The organism is Mycoplasma zalophidermidis (assembly GCF_018913985.1).
GTDB lineage: Bacteria > Bacillota_I > Bacilli_A > Mycoplasmatales > Metamycoplasmataceae > Mycoplasmopsis > Mycoplasmopsis zalophidermidis.
This window is the reverse complement of the sequence record NZ_JAHMHK010000001.1, coordinates 179,426-205,304: the sequence shown is the minus strand read 5'-3', so window position 1 is coordinate 205,304 and position 25,879 is coordinate 179,426. Positions and strand designations below refer to the sequence as shown.

Below are 25,879 nucleotides of genomic sequence, written 5' to 3'. Positions count from 1 at the left end.
TTATGTGGCAAAATCTTTTAGATGGTGTTTACTATGGTGTTTTTATCGCATTTTGATATTTGCTTGTAGTATTACCATTAATTTTATTGAAGGCGGTATTGGCTTGCTATGATTTGATAGCAATTGCATTGCCGCAATATATTCTATTTGGAATTAGTTTGACTGATTCATTTGAAGTCGCTAGATTCCCTAATATGTTTCTCAGATTATTAATAATATCGGTGTTTATGTATGTGATGTTATTAATTTCAAGTTTAATTAGGCTTCATTTTTGAAAGGGCGAAAATGAACCCAATCCCGTGAGTGTTGCTCTTAAATATTCGTTTTTAGCAACGCTGTGGTTGATTGGAATACCTATTGTTTTATATATTTTTAATATGCTGGTTGGTTTAATGATTAAATTAACACTTAGCGGAAACGAAATTTCATTGGACAGACAACTATTTAATAATTTGTTCGCTGAAGGGCACTTGAAGGGTTTTACACGTGCTAAATGAGATAGTGTTTACGATAATGCGTTTTTGATTAAAGACAGTGATTACAAAGAATTGGCTTGAGGTCAAGGAATTCAAATAATATTCTTAGGATGTTTAATTTCATGTTCGACGTTAATTCCATTGGTGTTGGGACTGCTTACCGTTGTGCAAAAAATATTCCAACAATTTTTCCTATTCATAATTTCGCCATTTGTCGCTTCATCAGCTATTGCCGATGATGGAAAGAGATTAAAGTTGTGAGGCCAAATGTATTTTGGCAAAGGATTTGCGATTATTTCTCTGGCGGTTGGAGTTCAGATATTAAGCGCATTTCTAAATCAATCATTTAATTGAGTAAGTTCTTTAAACATTAATTTCTTTATAAGAATATTACTTATTCTTGGTGTTAGTGTTGGAGGGGCGGTTGCTTCAATGGGAATCTCAAGTGAAGTTGCGGCTTTTGTTGGGGAAAGTGCTTCTATTAGAGAAACGCTAAGCGAAACCAAAGGTTTAATGGCTGCTGGAATGGCCTTAGCGGGTGGAGCTGGGTTAGCGCTAAAAGGAACTGGCAAAATGCTAAAAGCTGGCGGTAAAGCTGCCAAAACCGGTGCCGTTGCTTTAACAAAAGGTCGTAGAGGGCTTGAAGCTCTTAATGCTAAAAGAGAATTAAGAGCACAGTTGTCTAAGGGTAAAATCGATAAGAGCGAGTATCAAATGAGAGCAATGGGGCTAAATCAAAAAATACATGATAGAAATGAATCTGTTAAATTGGCGCGTCGTGATACAAAATTAGAAAATCAGGTACTTAGAGGTCAAATTGATGCTGGCGAAAGCAATTTAAAGAAAAGTGATTTACGAGCTTCAAATGCAAAATTAACAAAGCTTGAAGCGAAAAATAACAAGAAACTTGCTAAGCTAGGTGGTAAAACACTAAGTGAGAAAGGAAGTGCAAAATATAATCAAGTTCTAGGAAGACAAAGAGAATTAAGAGAGTTGATTGATAAAAGAATTGAACGTAATTCTGGCGATAGTTTAACAGTTTCTAAGACAGATAAGATGAATTTTGAAAATGCTAAAAGAGCTAAATTTAGTGCTTCGACAATTGCTAAAAAAGAAAACATTATTCAAAGATTTGAAAAGAAATATGAAGGAAAAGAAATGCCTAAAAACATGAAAAATAAAATCGAACAGATGAAATCAAGCTTGACAACTGACAAAGCACATAATAATAAAATTTCAACTGGTCTTAATGCGATGAAGGATAAATATAGTCAAACGAAAAGAGGTAAAAATTAATGTTGCAACCTAAGAATATTAAAAAAACACGGAACAAAATTTTTAAAAACTATACTTGATTAGATTTTTTGGTACTTTTGATAAATGTAATAACTTCATTTTTCATTCTTTATGCCTTTTTACCCGAAAATATAAATGTATTTGTTAGATTTCTTATTTGAATAACAATTTTTCTTATTTTCAACACTAGTTTAATACGTGTTGTCAAATATGATGTCAGATTATATGTTCTGTTTGGTTGAATGATTAGATATTTATTCAAAACAAAAAAATATGGCGATGGAACAAAAAGCAAAAAAGAGTTTTTAATTCCATATGACGCCATTATTGAAAATAAATATGTGAAAACAAAATTTTTAAAAGGTGGAATTAAGCACTTTGGAGTAATTAAATTTAAAGGGCGTGTCCCTTGGAATGAGGCAGAATTTGATAGAGAGGCTTTTCTTGGAAAATTTGTTAGTATTTTAGATTCTATTACATCTCAAATTTCGATTGTCAGATATAAAGAATTAGTTGATTATTCAAATAATTTTAATTCTTTAAAGACAAATATGGATGTCAAAATTCATTCTTTAATAAATAATGATTCGAAGGCTGAGGTCATTGATGCTTTCACAAAACTTTATGAGGAAAAATATCATGATTTTGATGTTTTGGATAATGATATTATGCTCGACAATTATTATATTGTTGTTTATGATAAAAAACTTAGTGAGTTAATCAAGACCATTGAAGCAGTCTATACGACCATTAACTCGATGGAATTAGAACCTGAGTTGCTTGAAGGAAAAAAATTAGTTAATTTTATTTCCAAGCAATTTGGTTCAAAAATTAATGATGAGTTAATTGATAAATATTTTTTGCAACAAGAAAAATCATATTCTTGAAAACATAGACGTAATGATGATGAAGTTAATAAGCAAGATTTAATAATGCGTATTAAGAGTTGATTTATTACTAAGTTTAAGAAACAAAATGAACCAGACGAAGCTAAACAAGACGACCAAATTAAATTATCTGACTTATTTGAGCTAAATAAGGTTGTATTTAAGCCAAGTTATTTCAAAATTGATGAGAAATACTATTCTATTCAAACTGTGGCTGAATTGCCCCTTAGATTAGATGAAGCATGAACTTATGATTTGCTTAATAATGAAAGTAAAATAGTTTGAAATTTAGGAGCTATTACTTATGATTCGGTTGGTGATATTTTAGATAAGGGAACTCGTAGAACTAAGGACAATGCAACAATTATCAAATCAGGTTTTAGCCAAAAAGGTAATAACTTGCAACTTGAAGCAATCGAATATTTGGAAAATCAAATTCAAATTGATAAAAATAATTTATTTGATTCGCACTTTATGATTATTAATGAAGCTGATTCGTTAGAAGAACTTAGAAAAATCGAATCGCAGAATTATGCAGACGCTAAAAGAGCCAAGATTTTAGTTAAGTCTCTTCCTTTCAGACAATTTGAGGCATTTGCACAAAGTTTATTTATAACTACTAATAATTTAAATGAAGCAATGCAAATATCTTCGTATAACGTTTCTCGCGGTTGAGGTTTTGAAAACGAATACCAAAACGACGGTAATCTTTGTTTTATTGGAACCACAATTAATACGGCAGAACCTGTAATCGTTGATAGATTCTATAAAAAAAATTCACGTCGAACTAACTACAACTGAATGACATTAGGTTCATCAGGCAAAGGTAAGTCGACCTCAAAGTCTAAATCTATTGTTGATGCCTTGATGGAAAATCATAATGTTTATGTTGTCGATATTGAAAACGAATATAAATATCTTTCTGAAAAATTTGGTGGTAGCGTTTTTAACCTAGGTACTGATTCAGGAACTAGTTTAAATCCATTAGAAATTCGTGTTCAAATTTGAGAAGAAGATAATGGCAACGAAGAAGTTGATTTTAACATTAATAGTGTAATTAAAAAGCATAACGAATGACTTGAAAACTTCTTTAAATTGATTAGTGATGATTTCACAAATGAACATATTATGCTGATTATGACTGCTGTCAGACGACTTTATGAAAAGTTGAATGTATATCAAGTTAAATCAATTGATGAATTAAATAAAATTGAATTTCCAATAATTGATGACTTAATAGAAGAGCTGCAAAATTTTGAATTTGCCGATAAATACGAAAAAGAACGTAAGCAATTAAGTATTGCTCGAATATTAGATGTATTCAAATACTTATTTCAATATAACGGCAAATTCGAAAAGCTTTATAACGCCAAAACAAACATTAATTTAGATAATGACTTTATTATATTTAACACTAAGGAACTAATGTCATTAGGAAAAGAAGACAACTCTGTTGGTACATATGTTTTGCTAAGTTTGATTCAAAACCTCGTTTATCAAAACATAATTAAAAATCCTAATAAGCACACGGTTGCGTTTATTGATGAAATACACCAATATGTTAATGTTAATAGACCTATTATGTTAGATTTCATTTGGAAATTAACTAAGACAGGGAGAAAATACTTATTATCTCTTGATTTAACTACTCAATCGCCGTCAGACTTGTTAGTTTCTGATAAGGCTGAATCGATTGTTCAGAATTGTCAATATTCTACATTCTTTGGTTTAAAAAGCCGCGATTTAAAAGCTGTAAAACAAATGTATGAATTTTCGGGTGGGTTAAACAGCTCTGCTACTTCATTTTTAAGCGATGGTGAAATTGGACATAATATGATTTCACTTCACTTAAATTCAAAAATTAAAATTGACGCTTGATATAACGATTATGAAAAATCATTATATTTTAAGCAAGGTGATTTTAAAAAGATAAATAATTAATGCTCGTGTGCTTACACACGTATATTAAATATACGCACACGCACACGTGTGCGAAGGAGAAAAATGAAAAAGAAAATTAATGATTCGCAAAATATAGATGTTGAACCTAAATCAGAGAATGGTTTAAGAATTTCTTTTCGGTTATATGACCAAAGCGAAATTTTAAGGTTTAAAGCTTGGCAACGTGAGCTTAAGGGAGACAATAAGAGTGTATCGGTCGCAATTGGCGAGGTAGTGATGAATTATTTAAAGGATATTGATAAAAGAGTAATGATGAGGGAGTTAAAGGATGATATGTTTTATGCTTTTCGAAAAGCTTTATATGCATCGATGTATCCTTTTACAAATTCAATAAAAAACAAAATTGATAAATATGAAATTGAAACTAGTTTAGCTGGTAAAAAAATAGATATGATTCTTAATGTTTTATCTAATCCGGAGATTGAATTTAATCCTGATGTTGTTAATGAACCGGACGAAAAAATTCTTAATGAATCATTGTACTTTAAACAAATTCGCAACATTTTCAATAGCGAACTTGAGAAGCTTATTTCAAATCAAAAGCAAAAAGCAAGAGAACTTGCTAAAACAACCAAAAAATATACCAATTATGAATTTAATAATGAACTAGATAGTAATATCGAAAATGATATGGAAGAATAACTTATGAGAAAAAGAAAATTAATTTTGGGTGGGTTATCAGTTCCTGTATTGGTTTCGCTACCAATTTTTATGGTTGCTGCTAAAAACGAACAATTACCTATCGATTGACAAAAAAACTCATATGTCGATGATATAAGAGAATTTGTCTTTAATTCTAAAAACGTTTTATTTAAAATGGACAGCAGAGAATTGCTTGATTCTAACTATAATGGTGTATTTTTTGGAGAATATTTGAACTTAATAAGGGAAACAGGTAAAATGATAAGTAAACCAACCGATTATCAAGAAATATCTGATTCACAAACGTATTTTTATAAAGGATATAAACTCCACACAAATATCAACTTTCAAAAAATAAGAAAAATTTACGATAATTTAATTAATTCTAATATCTCGACGAACGAAAAAAATATTTTACGTTCACAATGAAATACACTTTTTAATGATGTCGTCAATAAAGATGACGCCTTGGTTGAGATAGAATTAATTAATGATGAGTTAATTTGAGTTGATGAGGAGTACTACGACGAAGAAGAGGATTATTATACAGGTCAAGTTTGAAACACGCATCATCATTCAACTGATGCTATATCGGGCGATGAAAAGGTGTATTCTTTGAAAGTTAGAGTTAAGTCTAAATTTGTTAATCGAAATGTTGAAAAACATTATAATAAGCTCTGAAATGAAGCGTTAAGTGTTGTTAATGACGAAATAGTCTTAGATACAGATACGGGTGGAAATTTAATGACTAATCCATTAGAAGGCACTAATCAAAAAAGTAATAAATATAATCTAAACAAATATTTTGAAACATTAAATAATAAACTCAAGGATAAAAATAATAGTTTAGTCTTGAGTTATAAGATTTCATCTGAAGATACCACTAAAAATAGTATAGATGTTTATGTTAAAGATACTAAAACGCAATCAAAAAACACTGGCTCAAAATTACTTAAATCTAATATTAAAATCAAATATCGTGCTACTAAATGACTAGAAAATGCAAAAATGGACGAACGTTTAAAAATTAATCTTGGTAAATATATTAACTTCGAGGATTATGATACGGAGTTAGTAGATGATGTATTAGTTAGAGCCAAAAATGATAAAGCAATTGGAAATTATGGAAATACTTACTATGCTGGTAGATGGGTCGCTCACACACCTTTGAGCGTAAACTTTAATACAACATTAAGTGAAAACGAAGTTTTAATTATCAATGGTAAAAAAGTTGATGTTTTAGACCAAACCTTTTTTAAGAACTTAAAAGATAATCGTTTAAATGCAAGCGATAATAGTAGGGTTTTGGATTTTGATGCCGACCCGTATTCCGAAATAAATGAGAAAAACTCACATAAACTAAATGAATACAAAATTCAGATTATTCAATACGAACCAAATAGCGGAAATGCTGAAGGGAATATTAAATTAATTTATAACAAAATAATTGAAATTAATTCACGAAGCTCCAAAATGGATTTTAAATGATATGCTTGAGACCCTGAAAATAACCCGCATCAAAAACTATTAATCGAAAAGTATGTTAAAGAAGCTAATGGTGAATATAAAAAAGATAGTGCTGGTAATTTAATAGATAATCCAATGTATGATGCCTCAATAGACCCTAAAACAGGAACAAAGAAGCAACTAGTTTGGTTTGATTTAAAACAATTTGAAGGAGAACCAATATTTATCGATAATAAATATGAAACATTTGCTAATTGAAGTAGCTTTCCCGAATGAAATGATGAAATTGATGAAGAATATTATGCCGATACTAAATTACCATATAAATCACGTACTTTGTTTAGACCAGGTTGAGATAGAGATAAACCAAGTGGTTTCATTGCTGAAGCGGTAGTTCTTGGAAAAGGTGGATTAAAAGAAGTAATTGGAGAAACAGAGAACTTTACATTATTTAAATTAGAAAAAGCAAAATCGCATAATAATAAATATCTTCTTAAGTATAGTAATACTAACACAATAAATTCTATTGACCAGATTAAAGAAACTGGTGAATCATCATACTTTTCAACTTCTGGAATTTGGCTGTTTGTCTCAAATGCCCCTAATTCAATTAGTAATTTTAAATTAATATTAATTCAGGAACCAGGTGAAAAAAATTCAGATAGTAAAAATCCTCCAAATTCTTATTTTACGGATAATGTTGTTTTAGATAGCGGTCAAATACAGCCTTTGTGAAAAACAACAACCGGAGCATCATTTTATAATTATTTAATCTCGGTTGGATTAACAGACAAGGAAATATACAAACTAAATTATGAAGATGCTATGGAATACTATAAAGGTTATATAGAGCGTCTTTATTATAGAGATTACTTCAATAGTTATATCAGTATTGCTCCAACACTAAAAACAATCGCAGACGATAAATTTAGTGTGGATGAATTTGCTAATAGATATAAAAATACTAAATTAGCGGAAGTTGAACTGCTTTCGGACTTTACTAATAAAGATAAAGTTAATATCAGCAAGGTGGAAATAAATCCTGATAAATCTGGAGCATTTATCTACTTTAACCTTAATACGGTTGAAGAAATATATATGCTTAATCAAAACCCTATATTTATGAAAATTAAATTCAAGGATATTGAGCCAACTAATAACCAAATTATTAATCTTGAATTAAATAGACAATACTTTATTGATACGGCTAAACATAATTACATCAAAGATTTTATGGCTCAAATTTGACAAAATAAAAAATCTTGATTTAGTGGACTTACTGAAGAAGAATTTAATAAACTTAACTTTACAACAGATTTTAGTTATTTAACAAAATTATTAACGATTAAAGTTGAATTAGTTAAACCTGATTCTAATATTACAATAATGCCTTATAAAATATTTTCTATTCCTTTGAACGTTTTCAAAAAAAGCGAAATAGATAATTTTGACGAAGATAAAAAGAAAAATCCAAATCATAATTCTGCTAATGATGAAGATGAACCTAATAAGTCTCAAACAAAAGCTAATATATTTGCTAATATAACTTTAAAAACAATTGAACTTAATGGTTTAAATGATGTAAATGAAATTAAAAATTTCATAATTTCGGAAATTAAAAAACAAATTAAAGGACTGGAATTGGATAAGGACTATCAAATAAAAAATTTAGATTCGGTTGCCTTTGAAATGTCTGTTCCGCAAATCAGACCAAGTGATAATAAATATATTCATAATGCTATTTTAGTTATTGAAGCAATTAATGGCCGTGGAATATTATATGGAAAAGTCAATAACATTGTTTTTCATGTATTCGAACATGAAATTAATTTAAAAGAAATTGAAATAGCTGACTTTAGCTTTGAAGCAGGTAATTTATCCGAAATCAGAGAAAAGATAACTCGATATACCTATGAAAAATTATTACAACGTGGATTAATATTAGGTCAAGATGTCGAGATTAGCAATCTTGAAAATGCGGTCAGAAACCTTGCTAAAGGCAAAGGATTTAAGCAAGCGGTAGTAATTAAGGGAATTAACCGAAAAGTCGTTAATTTAACTAGTTATAACGCTTTAAATAACGCTAAGATTGTTGTTGATGATAACGGGAAGGAATTTTTATTTGATTTAATGTCAATTAAAACAAAAAAATTCAGTTATAAAGAAAATGTGTTATCCAAACTGAGAGACAAAGTAATAGCCGATATTAATGAGTATTTACAAAAAACTTACGATATTAAATATGGAATAGATTGAGATTTAGATTTGAATGAACTAAATAATTCCTTGCGGCTTTTAACAAATGAAAAAAATATATTAAAATCGATACAGATAAAAATTCGGCCAATTGCCGGTAGTTCAGAAAATGCTGCCGAGTTTACAATTGAAAATATCTTGAATAGCTCCGTCATTGATGATTTAGATGATGTTGTTGTTGAGTTGCCAAATATTAATAATGATATTCAAAAGCAAAAAGCAAAAAATAAGAAGCTTTTAATATCTATTTTAGCCCCTTTAGGCCTTATAACTTTGGGAATTGGTATAGCATTAGGCTGATTTATTAAAGTGAGATACTTTGATAAAAAAATTAAATAACAAAAAAATATTTTGCTTTTCTTTGAAAATATAGTATACTAATAACGAATAAAATGAGCGGTTATTTATTCATATAAATAGCGTATAGCTCTAAGCCAGCACAAGAAGGGTGCTTAAAAGAACTAATGGAAACATTAGTTCTTTTAATATAATTCTGTTATGAGAAAATTTAAAAAATTAGCAATGAACAATCTACCAATTATTAACTTTGATAGACGGGGTTTGCGAATAACAGGAAAAAAGTATCATCCAGTGGTTGTTTTTTATACCGCTAATGATGTATGATATCTAAATTCTCGGTCATTAAATTATAGAGGTACATCAAGTCCTAAGAGGTTTTTCTCTGGTGAAATAAAATTAATTGATAATGATGGTTATGAATCATTAGTTGATTTAACGAGCATTCAAGTAATGGATAAAAAACAATTCCATAGTTATTTTGCTGAAGAAGAGTTTACTAGATTAGATAATTTAATTGATGATCGGCAATGTAAAGAAATCATCACTGGTTTATTTGAAAGAATTAATGATGGAGAGAAGGTCTTTACTATTCAACGTGTTAACTTAGATTTTAATGAAGGTAAATGCAAAGTTCGGAATGAAATCATTTTTTCAAAAGTTGAAAAATTAAAATCATCACTAACTTTTGAAGAAAGCTCACAAATAGCCAATTTAAAACAAATATTAAGACAACTTAATGAAGTTGATGAACAAGATTTAAGCTGATTTACAGAACAAGATAATGTCCAACTGGAAATACGGAAGCATAAAAATACTTTAATTAATTCAGAAAAAGCGAAAAAGCAAAAGGTCATGGAGGAAGAAAGCGACTCACAGGCTTTCGCATTTAAATTAAAGATGTAATATTAACATGAACATAGCGAGGCTATGTTTTTTATAATTAAATAGCAAAAAAATATTTTGCTTTTCTTTGAGATTTAAAACGCTAAAAACAAAAAAATTCTTTTGTCATAAGAAAAAGTAGTGTAGAATAAGTATGTAAAAGGCCTGAAATAATGGCTAAGTAAGCTGTCAACTGACGCATTAAAAGGCTAGCGGAAACGTTAGCCTTTTAATATAATTAAATTATGAAAAAATTTAAAGAAAGAAGTGGGCCTAGATTAGGAACAATTAATTTTGATAGTAATAGCTATCCAATTTTAAATCCCACACATCATCCTGTGGTTGTATTTTATGTAAATAATGAAGTTTGATACCTTAATTCAGAAACCTATAAAGGCATAATCCATGATGGAACTATTTTAATTAAAGACCCTAATGGATATGAAAACTTAGTTGATACTACAGCTATTAATATAATGGATAGAAAAGAGTTTGAATCCTTTTACAAAAAATCTGAATTCACAGATTTAACTAATGTTGCCGATTCAAAAGAAGCTATAAGAATTTATTCTAGATTAGAACAAAACTTTTTAGATAAAGATAAAATGGTAGATAATAAAAATTGCTTAACAATACAAAGAGTTTCTTTTGATTTCAAAACTAAAAGAACACATGCTGATTTAATTTATACTAATAAACCGAGTTATAAAAACAAATATCAAAAAATTGCCAATGAATCTCTTGAAGCAAAACAACATTTAAATCGGCTAGAAACTAATTTAGATAAAGTACTATCATTAAGCGAGGAAGAATTTAAACAAGTAAATAAGGAATTTTATACTGAGGAAGCTATAAATAAATTATCAAATTCTAAGAATAGTAATTGACCTCCAGATATCGAAGACAACAAAAAAGCTCAATTACCGAATAAACCAAAACCCGAAACAAGTCCTCCTGCAGAAACTTTTACATTTAAATTAAAGATGTAATATTAACATGAACATAGCGAGGCTATGTTTTTTTATAATTGAATTATGAATTATGAAATTAATATATTTAGTAATGAACTAGATTTGAAAAAATACTATTTTAACAAAGCAAGAGAATTAAATTTTGCTGAAGAAGAATTTCGAAATAAAATACGTTTCGAAAAATATCCAGACTGGAAAATAGCAAAACAAAAAACGCATAAATGAATTACGATGGGTGGTAGTTTCGAATTAAATTATACGATGTATGAATATTTAGATAATAGGGGCAAAAAACGTCGAATAACATATTATCATGATGTAATAATAGAACGTTTAAAGCGGTCTAAATATGATTTTGATTTAATTAAATTTTGTATTATAAGCGACTTAAATAACCAATCATTACCGTCTGAATTGATACCTTTAAAGCCATCAAAACAACTATTATATGAGATGAAAAAACGATTCAAAATCGACGAGCAAATCGATATACAAAATAACAAAAAATATTTAGAAAATGCCAATAGATTTAAGCTTAGAAATCAGAAAAAAATTCACGTTGAAATTGATGATTTATTCACTAGATTTCAAGGTATAAAATATCGTCCTAAAATGAGAGTTAGAGAGGTAATTTTACACACTAATTTTCTTAGCAAAAATGCAGCTAAAAAACAGCATCAAAACAGCTCGGCAATATGTTATTTTTTCACTAAAAATTTACAAGATAAATCATCAAAAAATGAACTTACAAATTTAGAAAATTTTTTTAATAAAGAGTTTAAAAAATTAAATATCTGTCGTAAAAAAACCGTCTTAAAAGGAGATGGTGCTATTTGAATGAGCGATTTTGCAAGTAAAATCAAGGTTAGATATAGCCTTGATTATTTTCATTTAGCAAAGAAAATAAACGATACTTTTGGGTTCGGAAAATTCAATTCTAAGGACAATAAGCAGCTTTATAAATCATGATTTAGCACGACTTTTGGAGCACGATGAGTTGATTTATTTGGGGCGATTTTTGATAAAAAATATGCTTTAAATTATCGTAATTATGAAACTTTAAAACAAACATTTCTAAATGAAGCAATTGATTTGAGGGTTGATAAAAAATATATAAGAGAAGCAAAATTACTATTCAAATATATTAAAAATCATATTAATAACATTTGAAATAACGAAGGAAAAATCGTTTTGAATGAAAGTTATACCGAGCATTTTGTTTATCACTCATTCAAAAAACATATCAAAAAACCGAATGCATTGTTTTCAAAAAAACATATTAAAACTAAAGTTATTTATAAAAATTTATTGCGAAATATAGCGACTATTTTTAACGATATAGGCTAAATTTTTCTGGTGCATAAACATTAAATAATTCCAAAAATGAAATTATTTTATTAATATTTTTTGACAAAAAATTATGCCTAATTATATGGTGGTGTCAAATCAGTGTCAGCGTCTATTAAAAACTATATAACATAGTTATATAAAACAACAAAAAACCTTAATTGGTGCCAAATCGGTGCCAGAAATGAAATGCTGGTGCCAGTTGGGTGCCAAATGTTTAAAAAATCATATTACTATGTAATATGCAAGATAAATTGGCACTTCGGTTAGAAGTTTGTTGCCAACCTTATCTTGCCTTAAAAGGTGCGCGCGTGCGCGTAAAGGAAAAACAAAAACCTGACACCAGGTTATTTTGTTGTTTTCAAATTAATGACACCACGCTAAATTTTGAGCTCATTAAAAAAATTGCTCAAAAATTTAACGAATCATAAAATCAGGTATAATTAAATCAGATATTTAAGACGCTTGCGCTTGAATTAACACACTAAAATTTTACGCTTCCAAATTTAATGAAAAAAAGCAGTCAGACTGCTTTTTAAGTAGATTATAAATCAATATTTTTAACATACTTGGCATTTTCTTCGATAAATTCACGACGTGGAAAAACTTCATCCCCCATTAAAGTTGTGAATGTTCAGTCAGCACGAGCGGCATCAGCTATTTGGACCTGCAACATTTTTCTATTATCAGGGTCCATTGTTGTTTCTCATAGTTGCTCAGCATCCATTTCACCAAGACCTTTATAACGTTGAATGGTGATTTTTTGTCCATTGTTCATTTGTGCCATTAGTTCTTCTTTTTCTTGATCTGTATAAACATATTTAATAGTTTTGCCTTGTTGAAGTCTAAATAATGGTGGTTGAGCGATGTAAATAAAACCATATTCAATTAGAGGTCTAAAGTAACGATAGAAGAATGTTAATAATAACGTTCTAATATGCGAACCATCCACGTCAGCATCAGTCATAATAACAATTTTATGGTATCTTAATTTATTAATATTGAATTCTTCGCCAACTCCAGTTCCTAACGCAGAAATTAATGATAGAATTTCAGCATTAGCAAACACCTTGCTTGGTGTATTTTTTTCAACATTTATAACCTTACCACGTAGAGGTAAAATGGCTTGTGTTTCTCTGTTGCGTCCATTTTTGGCTGAACCACCGGCCGAATTACCTTCGACAATGTATAATTCACTGATTTCGGCATTCTTTGATGAACAATCGGCTAATTTACCTGGCAAAGAACCCGAATCAAATACAGTTTTACGACGAGCGGCATCTCTTGCTGCTTGACCAGCTAATCTAGATCTTCTTGCAGCTAAAACTTTTTGAATTAATAATTTAGCTTCATTAGGATTTTCATTTAAAAAACGTTCTAAAGATTCACTGAATACTTTATTAACAGCTCCACGTGCATCTTTATTTCCTAGTTTTCCTTTTGTTTGACCTTCAAAGACAGGTTCGGTGTGTTTAATTGAAATAATTGCAACAATACCCTCTTTAACGTCGTCCCGAGTAAATTTTTCATCTTCAGATTTAATAAATGAATTAATAGTTGCGTAATTATTAATTAAACGTACAAGAGCATCATAGAAACCTAATTCATGAGTTCCACCTTCAACTGTAATTATGTTATTTGCGTAACTTACAACATTACTTGTGATTTTTTCGTTATATTGTACAGCGACTTCAACAGCAACCGCAGGTTCATCACCGTGTGAATATTCACCCTCGGCATATATTACTTCTGGGTGAATTAATTTTTGACCTTTATTCAATTCTTTAACGTAGTCAACAATCCCACCTTCAAAATGGAATTCAATATTGCTGTTATCTCTTTGGTCAATTACGCTTATTTTAAGTCCACGGTTTAGATAAGCTATTTGTTTTGCGTGGTCAACAACAACGTTTTTATCAAATGGGTGTTGATCCATTATGGTGAAATCTGGGTGAAATTTAACTTTAGTACCAGTATCATCAGTTTCAACAGAATCAATCGCTGTTAAATGCTGAGCAATATGTCCACCATTTTGGAAGTGTGCATAATGTAATTTGCCATTGCGTTTTACTCATACATGAAAATCATCACTCAATGCATTTACGACCGAAGCACCTACACCGTGAAGTCCACCTGAAACTTTATAGCTATCTGAGTCAAATTTACCACCAGCATGTAGTACGGTTAAAACAGTTTCTACAGTAGATAAACCAGTCTCTGGGTGTGGGTCAGTTGGTATACCTCTACCATTATCTTCAATTTCTACGTATCCGTCATTAGTTAATGTTATTGTTACTTTATCGGCATAACCTGCCATACATTCATCAACTGAGTTGTCGACGATTTCTCAAATTAAGTGGTGTAAACCTCTTGGACCCGTTGAACCGATGTACATTCCCGGACGCACTCTTACAGGATCTAAACCTTTTAGAACCTTAATATTCGAGGCGCCATATTCTTTTGTTTCGCTCATTGTTTCTCCTTCTTAATGTCTTTTATATATATTAATATTAAATACTATATTGTAATTATATATGTTTTGAATTTTGTAAAAAATAATTTATAATTAATACATTAAGGTGTAACTAAATTTTTTTAGTGCAGTTTTTTTATTCAAATTACTCATGAAAGGAGAAAAAAATGAAAAATTCTGAAAAAAAGAGTGAGTTTACCAGTGAAGAAAGCAAAAACCAAAAAGAATTTATTGCTTCTGAAACTAAAAATCATGTTCAAAATGTTGATATTTTTACGCAAGAACCTGATAGTCCGGTTTCAAAAACTGTTGAACGTAAAAACACAAAATATAAATACACAAAATTATCTAACTTTGTACTAAGACTTTCAAGATTTTATGCGCCAATGCCAATGTGAAAACTTATGTTAATTACATCTGGTTTTGCAATAGTTTTTGGGATTATTAGTGTGTTTTTAGTTAAAAACCCAGGTATTTATAACTTCGGAGCAGCTGCATTTGGTCAAGCAACTGCTAGAATTACTAACGTTTTGCTTAGAAATAACCCAAATATTACTCCGGCAATTTACAATGTTATTGACCACGCCTTATTCTGAATCTTATATATTATTTTATCTATCCCAATTTTTATTTTCGGATGGAAAAAGACCGGAAAGGTATTTACAATGCTTACATTACTATTCTTGGTGGTGTCTAGCCTTGTTTCGTTTGCTGTTGGACAAATTCCTGGTTCAGATAAGTTATACATTATCGGAAACTTTTCACACAGTGATATCCCCGATGAATTAAAGAATTATATTTCAAGCGAATATTGATCTGGAAAAGATCAAATGTGACAATTAATTCCTTTAAGCTGAAATGACGCAGGTAACGTCATAGCACAAATTATTTTTGGTGTTGTTTATGGGTTCCTATTAGCATTTTTCTTTGCTGTAATTGCTATCATTGGTGGTTCAGCAGGTGTTACAGGAATTATTGGTGAATACATGTCTGTCGTTAAACAAAAAAACTTTGGAACAATTAATGGGTACATTAATCTAGGCATTTTGGTTGTTGCGGTTGCAATCGGTTCATACCTACCGGGAAGCTTATTGATTAATTCATTTGCCAAAGGTATTTCTGCAACTGACACAGCATCAATCATGAACAGCGATTTCTTCAAAAATATGGAAACATGATTCGAAACCAACAAAATAAACCTTACTGATTTTGAAAAAGGAAGAATTATTGAAACGTTGCAACAATTTAAGGAATTAAGTTGGTCTCCAGCAATGTATTTCTCACCTAACTTTGTTTCAACTCTAATCTCAAACTTTGTGTTTGTATTTGCATTGAATAAATTATTCCCAAGATTTAAAATTGTTCAATGTAAAGTTTATTCACCTCATATGTCGGCAATTAAAGCTGCAATTATTGGCGATCAAAAAACAATTAATAGTTTTACAGTCACAGTTGGTGAAGGTGGTTACTCAGGTTCAAAAACTAAGGTATTATCATCAATTACCCTATACAAACAAGTTCCACGTTTAATTAAAAAGATACGTGCAGTTGACGAAAATGCATTGATTACAGTTTCGAATGTATCATCAGTTGATGGTAGATTATATATCCCTGACAGTAAATTTTAAAGTGGTGAACCCACTTTTTATTTAAAATTTAATTTAATATTGTTAAAAGATAATCATAATCTATAATTAAGCTATGTTATTAAACTATATTAATTATAAAAATAAAAAAGTCCCTGTTTATCTGGAAGACAATAAAAAAGACACAACAATATTATTTTGTCACGGAATAAATTCAAGTAGTGATTTTATATGTAAACTTGAACCATTTAAAAAAACTTATAATGTGGTTGCTGCTAATTTTATTGGGTCAAAATATACTCAAAAACCAAACCCAGATGATGTAAATATAGAAGACTGAATAAATATTGGAAATATACTGTTGAATTCTATAAAAACGAAAAAGGTTATTGTTTTAGGCCACTCAATGGGCGGGGTTGTTGCATTGCATCTAGCAGGTGATAAACGCGTTAATAAAGTTATAATGATGTCTACTGTCAATCCAACCATGACTGAAAACAATAGTTATAGTATTTTAAAATCAGCAATAGCGCCTACAAATTTTGTATCTGATGTAATAGGTAAGTTAATTGTAAAAGTTAGTGAAAAATTCAAAAAAACATCCAAATTAGTTGAATCATTTAGTAAAAAAGGTGTGTGAGCACCCTTGCTTGAAAAAGTTATCTTGAATAAAGAATATCTAGATTCATTGGGAAAATTATATTCAGAAAACGCCAATAAGATGAATTTTGTTGTAGGTTCTAATGATGCAATAATTGGTGCAAAACATTTTGAGAAGTATGCAAATGAACTAGGTATTCCTTTTACCATAATTGGTAAAGGACATTCACCGATTAAGGATGATCCAATTAAGGTGAATGAATATTTAAATTCGTTTTCATTAAATAAAAATAGACATTGGTGAAACAGATTTGTTACGATTAAAAAACACAAAATTGAATTCAGCAGTTGAAAAGACATTGATGATTTAAACACTGAAATATTAGAAGAATTAGGAGAATAATATGGATTACACAAGTTTCGAATTGAGATTAAAACAATTATTAATGAATGGGAATGGACCAAAGTTGTTGTTGAAATTATTGGAAAGCCCATTTAGATTTAATTCTAAATTACACCCGTTCAATGTATTAACTAGAATGGAACAATCATTTTTAAGAACTCAAGAAAATAAGTATTATAAATTTATTATTGAATGTGCTGAATTTGTTTTAAATGAAGCGGAAGTTGAGCATGTTGAAAATTCATATTGTTTAAATTATGTGGACACATCAAAGATCGAAGCATGAGATGGAGAAAACTTAACTCCTGAAGATATTGTTAATGCCAGCGAAATAATTAAATTTAGAGCCCCACTTGCTTTTAGGAATAAAGATAACACGAAACTAACACTCGTTTTCCCTAAAAAAAGGGATATTGCCTCAAAAAATGAAGCGGCTAAAACTATTGAAATGTTTACAAAGAGAATTAAAGCTTTAAGAGCCAATGATAAAACTCCTAAAGTGGAAATTCTAATATGATTTGTTGATTCATTATATACAAGAAACGAAGAACTATACAAGAAAGCTTTTCAAGCTGTAAACACTGAAGAGTCAATTGCGGACGTTAAATACGGGTCTGAATTATTTGATGAATTTAATTTAAGAACACAGTGGGATGAAATTGAATCATACATCGCCAATTTTAAAGATCAAAATTTAGATTTCTTTTTAAAAATGCCGGATTTGAACAATGACCCAGAAACTTTTGAATTCATGGTTGGATTGAGCAATTCTGCCTGGGAAAAACTAAGTTCTGATAATCCTGATATGGTTTTACTTAGAAATTTAATTTTTGGCGAAGAAAACGATAATTCTTACACTAGAGCAAGAGATATGAGAAATTCAAAGCTAGTCGAATCTGTTACTGAACTTAACTAAAAGCCTGATTGGCTTTTTTTGTAATTTTTATAGTAATTTCTAGTACTTTTATCTTTAAATAATACTTTATAATTGTATTATCTATTTATTAGGAGGAAATTATGTCGATAAAGCGTATTGGTTTAAGAGTTGGTAATTCAATTAATGCAAGTCCTGATTTTGAAAAGATTAAGGAGTATACTGATTATTTAGTTGGCTGATTAACCCAAAGAGTTAAAAAAGCTCACGCAAAAGGAATTATAGTTGGAATAAGCGGTGGAATTGATTCAAGTTTGGTTGCTGCGTTAGCTAAAAAGGCTTTTCCTGATAATACGCTTGGTGTGGTAATGCCTATTGATTCAATGAGTTTTGATTTAGTTCATATTGAGGAGTTAATGAAAAATTTGGACCTACAAACAGTCACTGTAGATTTAAAAAATACTTTTGACGAAATTAAACGTGTAACGTGTGTAGATGACAAAATGTCTTTAAGCAACATTAAACCAAGATTAAGAATGACAACATTATATGCTCTGGCGCAACAACATAACTATATTGTTGCCGGAACTGACAATGAAGATGAATTATTCATTGGATATTTTACAAAACATGGTGATGGTGGAGCTGATATTTTGCCAATAAGCCGATTATTGAAAAACGAGGTGCGATTAATGGCCAGATATTTAAACGTTCCTGAATCTATCATTAATAAAAAACCATCGGCAGGTTTGTGAGAAGGTCAAAGCGATGAAGATGAACTTGGATTTTCTTATGCCGATTTAGATAATTATTTAAATAATAATTTTAATTTAATAAATAGTGATATAAAATTAAAAATCGATAGGTTGCATAAAAACACTCATCATAAAAGACAAAAGCCTTATCAACCAAAATCAATAAAAGAATTTTTTAAAAAGGAGAGATAAAATGGCAGGACATTCACATTCAGCAAACATAGCACACCGTAAAGGTGCTCAAGATAAAGCAAGAGGAAAAATATTTCAAAAATTATTTAAAGAAATTTATGTTGTTGCTACAGGACCGGGAGGAGCTGACGTAGACTCTAACCCGGCCTTAAAACTTGCAATAGCTAAGGCAAAATCAAAAAACATGCCAAAAGCAAATATTGAAAGAGCGTTAGCAAAAGCAAAAGGAGAAGCTAAAGATGGAGCAAATTTTGTTGAAACATTATTCAATGCAACAATAACAGGAGGAGCTACCTTCTTAATTAAAACTCTAAGTGATAACATGAATAGAACCAAATCTTCTATGGCTGCATTATTCAACCGTCAAAATGCGGTATTAGGCAAGACAGGTCAAGTTCCATTTCAATTTGATTTACAAGGAGTGTTAGAAGTTTCTAAAGATTTAATTGATGAAGATACAATAACACTGTGCGCACTAGAACATGGTGCAACAGACATCGACACTGATGAAAGTTCGTATCTAATTTCATGTGCTCCGGAAAGTTTTCCAGAACTTAAGGCCGCATTAGAAAACGAATTAGGAATCAGCGAATTTTTACAATGTGAAGTTACATATGTACCAAATTCAACTGTTGAATTTAGTGGAGAAAAAGCAGAAAAAATCAAGGAATTTATTGCCAAACTTGAAGATGATGATGATGTTCAAGAAGTATTCCACAACATAGAACTTCCAGAAGATAACGACGAATAATAACTAAAAATTCCAAATAAAAATTAACATCTCAAAAATGTTAATTTTTTGTTTATAGTAACCTTTTATTCTTTTTAAGAAATAATAAAAGGTTCTAGAATTGAAATAAATTCTTCCCAGTTTTCTTCAAACATCATGTGACCAGTTTTTGGAATAAAGACCGTTTTAATATTCTCAACATTTTCGCGAAAATATTTTAGACAATTTTCTCTGTCAATTACTCCATCTTTTTCACCTAGAATTAATAAAGAAGGCACTTTAATTGATTTTAATCCATCTTCAATTTGGTTATGAAGTTCTAATACAGGTAATGAATTACCTAATTTAATTACATCTGGGTTATTGTAATCGTTAGGATTGAAATTTTCTTTAGCTAGTTTCATTCATTTTTTATCGTTTGTAAATTTACTAATATCATAGTAAAGAACAGATAAAAAGTTTAAAAATTCTTCAAAATTCTTCGGAAAATATGTTGAATTATAAGTATCAACAGTTTTTAGAGATGTTTTATTCATCGGCGCAACAAACACCATTTTACCTATTAAATCAGGACGCAATTTATAAGCTAATGAAATAATTCCACCCCCCATTGAGTGACCAATTAATGTTACATCTTTAAGATTGTTATCAATTATAAATTTGATTAACAATTTTGCATATTGGTTCACACTTAACTCATGATTTTTTATTGCCTTTACACCATTGCAACCTGGGAATTGAATTGCGTAATAGTCTGTTTTTATTCAATAATTTTCAAAAATTAAAAATGTCGCTGGTTTTGAGTTGAAACCATGAACAAATATTACAGGCTTATGTGGTTGTTTATTATTTTTAAAAACATAAGGATAATCATATTTAATATTCATATTGCCTCCTTGGCATTTACATTTTACCAACACAATAAGATTTAAATAAATAAATTAGGTTAAATCGGTTAATATGGTATAAATTAATTGCGATGAGTCGTCATTGAGGTTGTATAACTTTAATGTACCGCCTGTTTCCACAAACAGGTGTTTTTTATGCTTTTTTGTATAAAAAAAAGTTTGCCATATTAACAAACTATTTATTATTTACTAATTCAAGATTTCAAATTTCTTCGATTAAATCAGTATCCATACGATATGATGAAGCAGATTTAATGGTTGCTTCAGTGTATGAAAATGCTTTTTTATCTGGCGAGATTTCGTTTAAATGTTTAATAAGTTGAGTATCGTATTGTTCTACTTCATGATTTAAATTATTGTAGTCATAGAAGTTTTCGTATACACGGTTTAATTTAGGTTTAACGTGTCCGTCATTAAGTCTGTGACCAATTGTTAATCCAACTACAGGGAATGCTTGACCTTTTATATTTAATAAGTCAATTATTTCTTTTTCGATCGTTCTGACAAGACCTATAAAACAAGTTCCTAATCCTAAATCTGTAGCAATATCTTGAGCCATTGTAGCTTGTATAAATGCATCACCAACTGCCACTGTATAAGATTCAGACGAATGACTATTATATTGTAGTTCTGGGTGTTTTAATTTTGCAATATTCATTCTATTGTAGTCTGCTAAAAAAACCAAAAACATATCGCATGATTTTATTGCACCAGTATATTTACTAGTTTCTCCTAATTTATTTAATATTTCTCTATCTCTTATCACAATAACACTCGATGAATGTCAATTTGAAGATGTCGGTGCAGATTTAATAACATTTATTATTTTATTGTAATCTTCATCGGTAATTTTTTTGTTTGTGTCGTATTCACGAACACTGTATCTTTCGATAGCTTTATTATAAAAACTCATTTTACTCCTTATTTCTTAAAAATGTTTCGTATGCTAATTTAACATTTTTATAACTTTTTCTGTGTTCTGGAATTAATCCATATTTTTCCATTGCTTGTTTATGTTTGAAAGTTCCATAACCTTTGTGTGTTTTGAACGAGTATTGAGGATATTTAATATCCAATTCATCCATATATCTGTCTCTCGAAACTTTCGCTAAAATTGAAGCAGCTGCGACAGTAAGAGATTTTGAATCGCCTTTCACTAAATTTAGTTGTTTCACAGTACAATTAGGCAATTTTTCATAATCTGTAATAACTAAATCAACATCATTAAATTGGTTCGCAATTTCAGTCATTAGTTTTACAGAGCTGGCTTTAGGATTTAATTTATCAACCTCAATACTGGTTAAAAATTTAATATCGTATTTAATAGCATCTCTTTTAATCTGTTCGAAAGCAATTTCTCTTTGTTTTGCATTTAATTTTTTAGAATCGTTTATTAATGGGCTTGAATAATTAGGAGGGAATACTACTCCCGCAACAACTAATGGGCCAGCACAGCAGCCTCTACCTGCTTCATCCAAACCTAAAACTTGTTTTAGATTTTTAAATTCTCTTAATTCGATATTAACTTTATATTCCATTTATCTCCTAATTAAAATTGTAGCAAAGCGCCACAAATCTAATTATTTTTTGTCAGTAATGTCAATTATTTTGTTAACCAATTCCTCTTTTTCCATTTTTTCATAGCCACTAATATACAATTTCTTAGCTATTTCGTATAAACGATAATTTGGAAGCATTAGCAATTTTTCTATTTTTTGTTGTCTATCAGTTTTAACTATCTCGGCTTCGGTTTCGTCTGCGGGTTGATTAGGCATTTGATTTTGTGAAGATTCTGGTGACACTGAATTATGATTGAAAATATTATTTAAGTCTGAAAACATGTTAGTGCTTTGGCCAATTGTCTTGATAAGCTCGAATTGTTTAGCGTTTGCAAAAGCGATATAAATAAATTTAGTTTCACGCACAAATCCATAATATAAAGATATTGTTAGGAACGAAATTATAATAGGTAATACTAATTGTAATATTTGTAAAGTGTTCAATTTTGTGTTTGAAGTGTTGCCTTTTGATATAAAGAAAGTAATAATTTGGAAAAAGCTTATAAACGACATTATTCCAAAAAAAGTGGCTGTACCAGGTTTTAAATGTTCAAAACTTTTATTTTGATAACTTTTAATCATTCCCAAAATGTATGATATAGATATCCATACTCATATTGCGATATACAACAATGGAATTAAGATGTTATAAATAAGGACTGAGCTATTATCTACTTTTGTTGTAAACACTCCATCTTTATATTGAAGTATAAATAGTGATATTTGATGTACTAATATTACTATCGCAACTACAAGTATAGATATTAATGAGCCAATCACGTATTTACGAAATGTTGTTTTTTCCAGCTTTCATAACTCGGCTGTACTATTTATGTTTAAATATGTTCTTTTCATTTTTCTCCTTAATTATTCTTCGTTTTTCAATTCGCTAAAATCAAAATCCGTAATGTTAAATTCATTTGGTATAGGTGCAAAAACAGTAACTTTTTTATCGCTGATTGGATGAATAAATTCTAATTTATAAGCATGTAAACGTTGATTGAATTCATCAATTTTTTTGTTATACACAGGATCTCCATAAACTGGGTGCCCAATATATTTTAAGTGTACACGAATTTGATGAGTACGACCAGTTTCAAGTTGACATCTCACTAACGATTTTGGTTCTTTTTCTAAATAAAAATGCTTAAGTAGATACACTGTGGTAATTGAATCTTTCCCATCCTTGTGGACAGTCATCTTCTTACGATCATTTGCGTGTCTGTTAATTGGTAAATTTATTTTGGTTATTTTATTTTCAATTAAACCATCGCAAATAGCCAAATATGAACGATGAATTTTATGATTTTTTAACATTTCAACCAATTTAACGTGGGTTTCATTATTTTTGGCTATAATTAGCAATCCACTTGTGTCTTTATCGATTCTATGAACTATGCCTGGCCTCAATAAACCATTTTCGTTTGATAGTGTCTTGAAATGAAACAGCAATCCATTTACCAATGTATCATCATGATGCCCTGGTGCTGGATGAACAACTAAATCTGTAGGTTTGTTTAAAACAACTAAATCATCATCTTCATAAACAATGTCTAAGTCCATTTTTCTAGGAACAACATTAGTTTCCTTATCGATTAATTTTGTAATAGTAATATTTCAACCTGGTTGAACAATGTATTTTGGTTTGTTGACTGGTATTGTATTATCGTTTAACAAAACCGCGCCTTGTAAGATTAATTGCTTAACATCGTTTCTTGATAATTCGGTATTATCTGAAATATATTTATCTATTCTCTCTTTATATGTAACTTCTAATTTAATCATATTAACATTATATATATAAAGTAAAAATAAGCACGCAATAAAAAAACGAACTTTTTTATAATTTTTTGGTTGTTTTATTAATTAATGCTTTTTATTCAAAATATTTGAGATTATCTAAAACGTTGTTTATTAATCAAGAAAAATCAAATTCAGGATTAATTGTTAGCGATCATGCAATTCCGTAAAAATTTGCCAACGCTTTGGTTTTATGATACTCGTTTAGATCGATTATTCTACTGCTATTTTCAGAGTAAGAATTAAGAAATTTTATCTCCAACTCTGGCGACAGCTCTAAGGCTGAAGCGCAATAAGAAAGATCAAAATAAATACTGTTCATACTAGAATATTCAAAGTCAATAAACTTAATATTGTTAGTATTATCAAGTAATATATTTTCTTTGTTTAAATCATTGTGGGACGGAACGTCATTAGTTAAAAATTCCGCATATGTTAACAGTGTTTTAATTATATTCGGAGTAAATACTAAGTTAAATTTTCTATGGTTATTTAACACTTCAATGTATTTTTCAATTCTTTGACGAATTACATTATCTTTTAATTTAATTCGGGAACAATGTAATTCAGATATTGCCTTCGCAATGTCAGTAATTATATATTCGTTACCAAAATTAATATCTAATGAATTTATGTATTTTCTAATTATCATATTTTCATTCTCAAATATAACTTTTTCATTACATTTTAGTTTGTCAAATAAAGATAATTTGTTTAGGTGATTAAACTCATTTTTTTGTTTGATTTGTATAAATAAATCATTTTGTACATAAGAAAGATTTGTCAATCCTCTTCCTATTTTTTTGTTATCGCCATTAATAACAAAATTTGAATATACCGATTCATAACCATGTTGTCTGAATTCATCAGATATAAATGTTATTTCTTCAAATTGTTGGTCAGTCATGCAAAATTCAGTTTTAACAATATCGGTGTTAAAATTCTGTGATTGAACCAATGTTATAGCGTCAAAAAAGGGATGGGCTTTACGAACTCATTCAAAATCTATTAATTCTATATCACCTGTTTCATTTATTAATATGTTTTTAGCGGATAAGTCACAGTGTGAAGTCACCAGATTGGCGTCTTTTGTGTATTTCTTGACTAAATCTGCGTATTTTTCACTGCCCTTTTTGTAGTAATGAAAATCCATTTTTGGCACATTTAATGGTAATTGGTGGAATTGTTTTATTTTTTTTATTACTTTCAGTTGAATTTCCTTCGTTAATTTGATATCTTCAAGTGTTTTTCCATCAAATCACTCACGAATTAATATTCCATTTTCATAAAATAAAGTCGTAGAGAGTGATTTTAAGACTTGTGCTTCAATATCATGATTAACGAGATTGGAAATAGGTATTCTAACCTGTACGTCTTTTCTTTTATATTTAGCCTTAAATGTGTAGTTGTGAAACCCCTTATATATAAATTTGATGTCAGAAAGTTCACTTAATAATTCTTTACTGATATTTTCTTTTAAGAATTGTATATAGTTTGTCATATTTAAATTATA

At 29.4% G+C, this 25,879-nt stretch carries 19 protein-coding genes; 12 read left to right on the top strand and 7 right to left on the bottom strand.

Annotated features, from left to right (window positions below; all coding sequences use genetic code 4):
- Nucleotides 1–2 precede the first annotated feature (2 nt).
- The 7 genes from KQ878_RS00830 to KQ878_RS00800 all read left to right on the top strand — a co-directional run bounded on the left by KQ878_RS00830 (nucleotide 3) and on the right by KQ878_RS00800 (nucleotide 12,486).
- The gene (locus tag KQ878_RS00830) at nucleotides 3–1,772 is read left to right on the top strand and encodes an Mbov_0396 family ICE element transmembrane protein (protein ID WP_216567746.1); all 1,770 of its coding nucleotides are present in this window, start codon (nucleotides 3–5) and stop codon (nucleotides 1,770–1,772) included.
- A complete protein-coding gene (locus KQ878_RS04320) occupies nucleotides 1,772–4,600 on the top strand; it encodes an Mbov_0397 family ICE element conjugal transfer ATPase (RefSeq protein WP_373422567.1) in 2,829 nt (942 codons plus the stop codon). Before KQ878_RS00830 ends, KQ878_RS04320 begins: the two co-directional genes overlap by 1 nt.
- A 63-nt stretch (nucleotides 4,601–4,663) precedes the next feature.
- Nucleotides 4,664–5,263 carry an Mbov_0398 family ICE element protein gene (locus KQ878_RS00820; protein ID WP_216567744.1) on the top strand — a complete coding sequence of 200 codons (600 nt, stop codon included), beginning with the start codon at nucleotides 4,664–4,666 and terminating at the stop codon, nucleotides 5,261–5,263.
- A 3-nt stretch (nucleotides 5,264–5,266) separates the two neighbouring features.
- Nucleotides 5,267–9,325: an Mbov_0399 family ICE element protein gene (locus KQ878_RS00815; RefSeq protein ID WP_216567743.1), complete on the top strand. Its 4,059-nt coding sequence runs from the start codon at nucleotides 5,267–5,269 to the stop codon at nucleotides 9,323–9,325.
- A gap of 159 nt (nucleotides 9,326–9,484) precedes the next feature.
- A complete protein-coding gene (locus KQ878_RS00810; protein ID WP_216567742.1) occupies nucleotides 9,485–10,189 on the top strand; it encodes an Mbov_0400 family ICE element protein in 705 nt (234 codons plus the stop codon).
- A 224-nt stretch (nucleotides 10,190–10,413) separates the two neighbouring features.
- On the top strand, nucleotides 10,414–11,157 hold the full coding sequence (locus KQ878_RS00805; protein WP_216567741.1) for an Mbov_0400 family ICE element protein: 744 nt from the start codon (nucleotides 10,414–10,416) through the stop codon (nucleotides 11,155–11,157).
- A gap of 45 nt (nucleotides 11,158–11,202) precedes the next feature.
- Complete coding sequence (locus tag KQ878_RS00800) at nucleotides 11,203–12,486, top strand: Mbov_0401 family ICE element transposase-like protein (RefSeq protein ID WP_216567740.1); 1,284 nt, start codon at nucleotides 11,203–11,205, stop codon at nucleotides 12,484–12,486.
- Nucleotides 12,487–13,030: 544 nt separating this feature from the next.
- Here KQ878_RS00800 and gyrB read toward each other — a convergent pair.
- Nucleotides 13,031–14,959 (bottom strand): DNA topoisomerase (ATP-hydrolyzing) subunit B, encoded by a 1,929-nt coding sequence (gyrB, locus tag KQ878_RS00795; protein WP_216567739.1) that lies wholly within the window; start codon nucleotides 14,957–14,959, stop codon nucleotides 13,031–13,033.
- Nucleotides 14,960–15,126: 167 nt separating this feature from the next.
- Here gyrB and KQ878_RS00790 point away from each other — a divergent pair, with 167 nt between their 5' ends.
- The 5 genes from KQ878_RS00790 (at nucleotide 15,127) to KQ878_RS00770 (ending at nucleotide 20,120) form a co-directional block, all read left to right on the top strand.
- On the top strand, nucleotides 15,127–16,587 hold the full coding sequence (locus KQ878_RS00790; protein WP_216505236.1) for a DUF2179 domain-containing protein: 1,461 nt from the start codon (nucleotides 15,127–15,129) through the stop codon (nucleotides 16,585–16,587).
- A 73-nt stretch (nucleotides 16,588–16,660) separates the two neighbouring features.
- The gene (locus KQ878_RS00785; RefSeq protein WP_216505235.1) at nucleotides 16,661–17,548 is read left to right on the top strand and encodes an alpha/beta fold hydrolase; all 888 of its coding nucleotides are present in this window, start codon (nucleotides 16,661–16,663) and stop codon (nucleotides 17,546–17,548) included.
- Nucleotide 17,549: 1 nt separating this feature from the next.
- A complete protein-coding gene (locus KQ878_RS00780) occupies nucleotides 17,550–18,464 on the top strand; it encodes an HpyAIV family type II restriction enzyme (RefSeq protein WP_216505234.1) in 915 nt (304 codons plus the stop codon).
- Nucleotides 18,465–18,565: 101 nt separating this feature from the next.
- Nucleotides 18,566–19,369 carry an NAD(+) synthase gene (gene nadE / locus KQ878_RS00775; protein WP_216567738.1) on the top strand — a complete coding sequence of 268 codons (804 nt, stop codon included), beginning with the start codon at nucleotides 18,566–18,568 and terminating at the stop codon, nucleotides 19,367–19,369.
- 1 nt (nucleotide 19,370) lies between these two features.
- On the top strand, nucleotides 19,371–20,120 hold the full coding sequence (locus KQ878_RS00770) for a YebC/PmpR family DNA-binding transcriptional regulator (RefSeq protein ID WP_216505232.1): 750 nt from the start codon (nucleotides 19,371–19,373) through the stop codon (nucleotides 20,118–20,120).
- 74 nt (nucleotides 20,121–20,194) lie between these two features.
- Here KQ878_RS00770 and KQ878_RS00765 read toward each other — a convergent pair whose 3' ends face one another.
- The 6 genes from KQ878_RS00765 to KQ878_RS00740 all read right to left on the bottom strand — a co-directional run bounded on the left by KQ878_RS00765 (nucleotide 20,195) and on the right by KQ878_RS00740 (nucleotide 25,867).
- A complete protein-coding gene (locus KQ878_RS00765) occupies nucleotides 20,195–20,986 on the bottom strand; it encodes an alpha/beta fold hydrolase (protein WP_216505231.1) in 792 nt (263 codons plus the stop codon).
- Between the two features lie 196 nt (nucleotides 20,987–21,182).
- A complete protein-coding gene (locus tag KQ878_RS00760) occupies nucleotides 21,183–21,920 on the bottom strand; it encodes a nitroreductase family protein (RefSeq protein ID WP_216567737.1) in 738 nt (245 codons plus the stop codon).
- 1 nt (nucleotide 21,921) lies between these two features.
- Entirely contained in the window at nucleotides 21,922–22,545 is a 624-nt protein-coding gene (gene rnhB / locus KQ878_RS00755; protein ID WP_216505227.1) for a ribonuclease HII, read from the bottom strand.
- A 42-nt stretch (nucleotides 22,546–22,587) separates the two neighbouring features.
- The gene (locus tag KQ878_RS00750; RefSeq protein WP_216567736.1) at nucleotides 22,588–23,421 is read right to left on the bottom strand and encodes a hypothetical protein; all 834 of its coding nucleotides are present in this window, start codon (nucleotides 23,419–23,421) and stop codon (nucleotides 22,588–22,590) included.
- Between the two features lie 12 nt (nucleotides 23,422–23,433).
- Nucleotides 23,434–24,351, bottom strand: coding sequence for an RluA family pseudouridine synthase (locus KQ878_RS00745; RefSeq protein WP_216505225.1), 918 nt, complete (start codon nucleotides 24,349–24,351; stop codon nucleotides 23,434–23,436).
- A 91-nt stretch (nucleotides 24,352–24,442) separates the two neighbouring features.
- Nucleotides 24,443–25,867 carry a phosphotransferase gene (locus KQ878_RS00740; RefSeq protein WP_216505223.1) on the bottom strand — a complete coding sequence of 475 codons (1,425 nt, stop codon included), beginning with the start codon at nucleotides 25,865–25,867 and terminating at the stop codon, nucleotides 24,443–24,445.
- Between the last annotated feature and the right edge of the window lie 12 nt (nucleotides 25,868–25,879).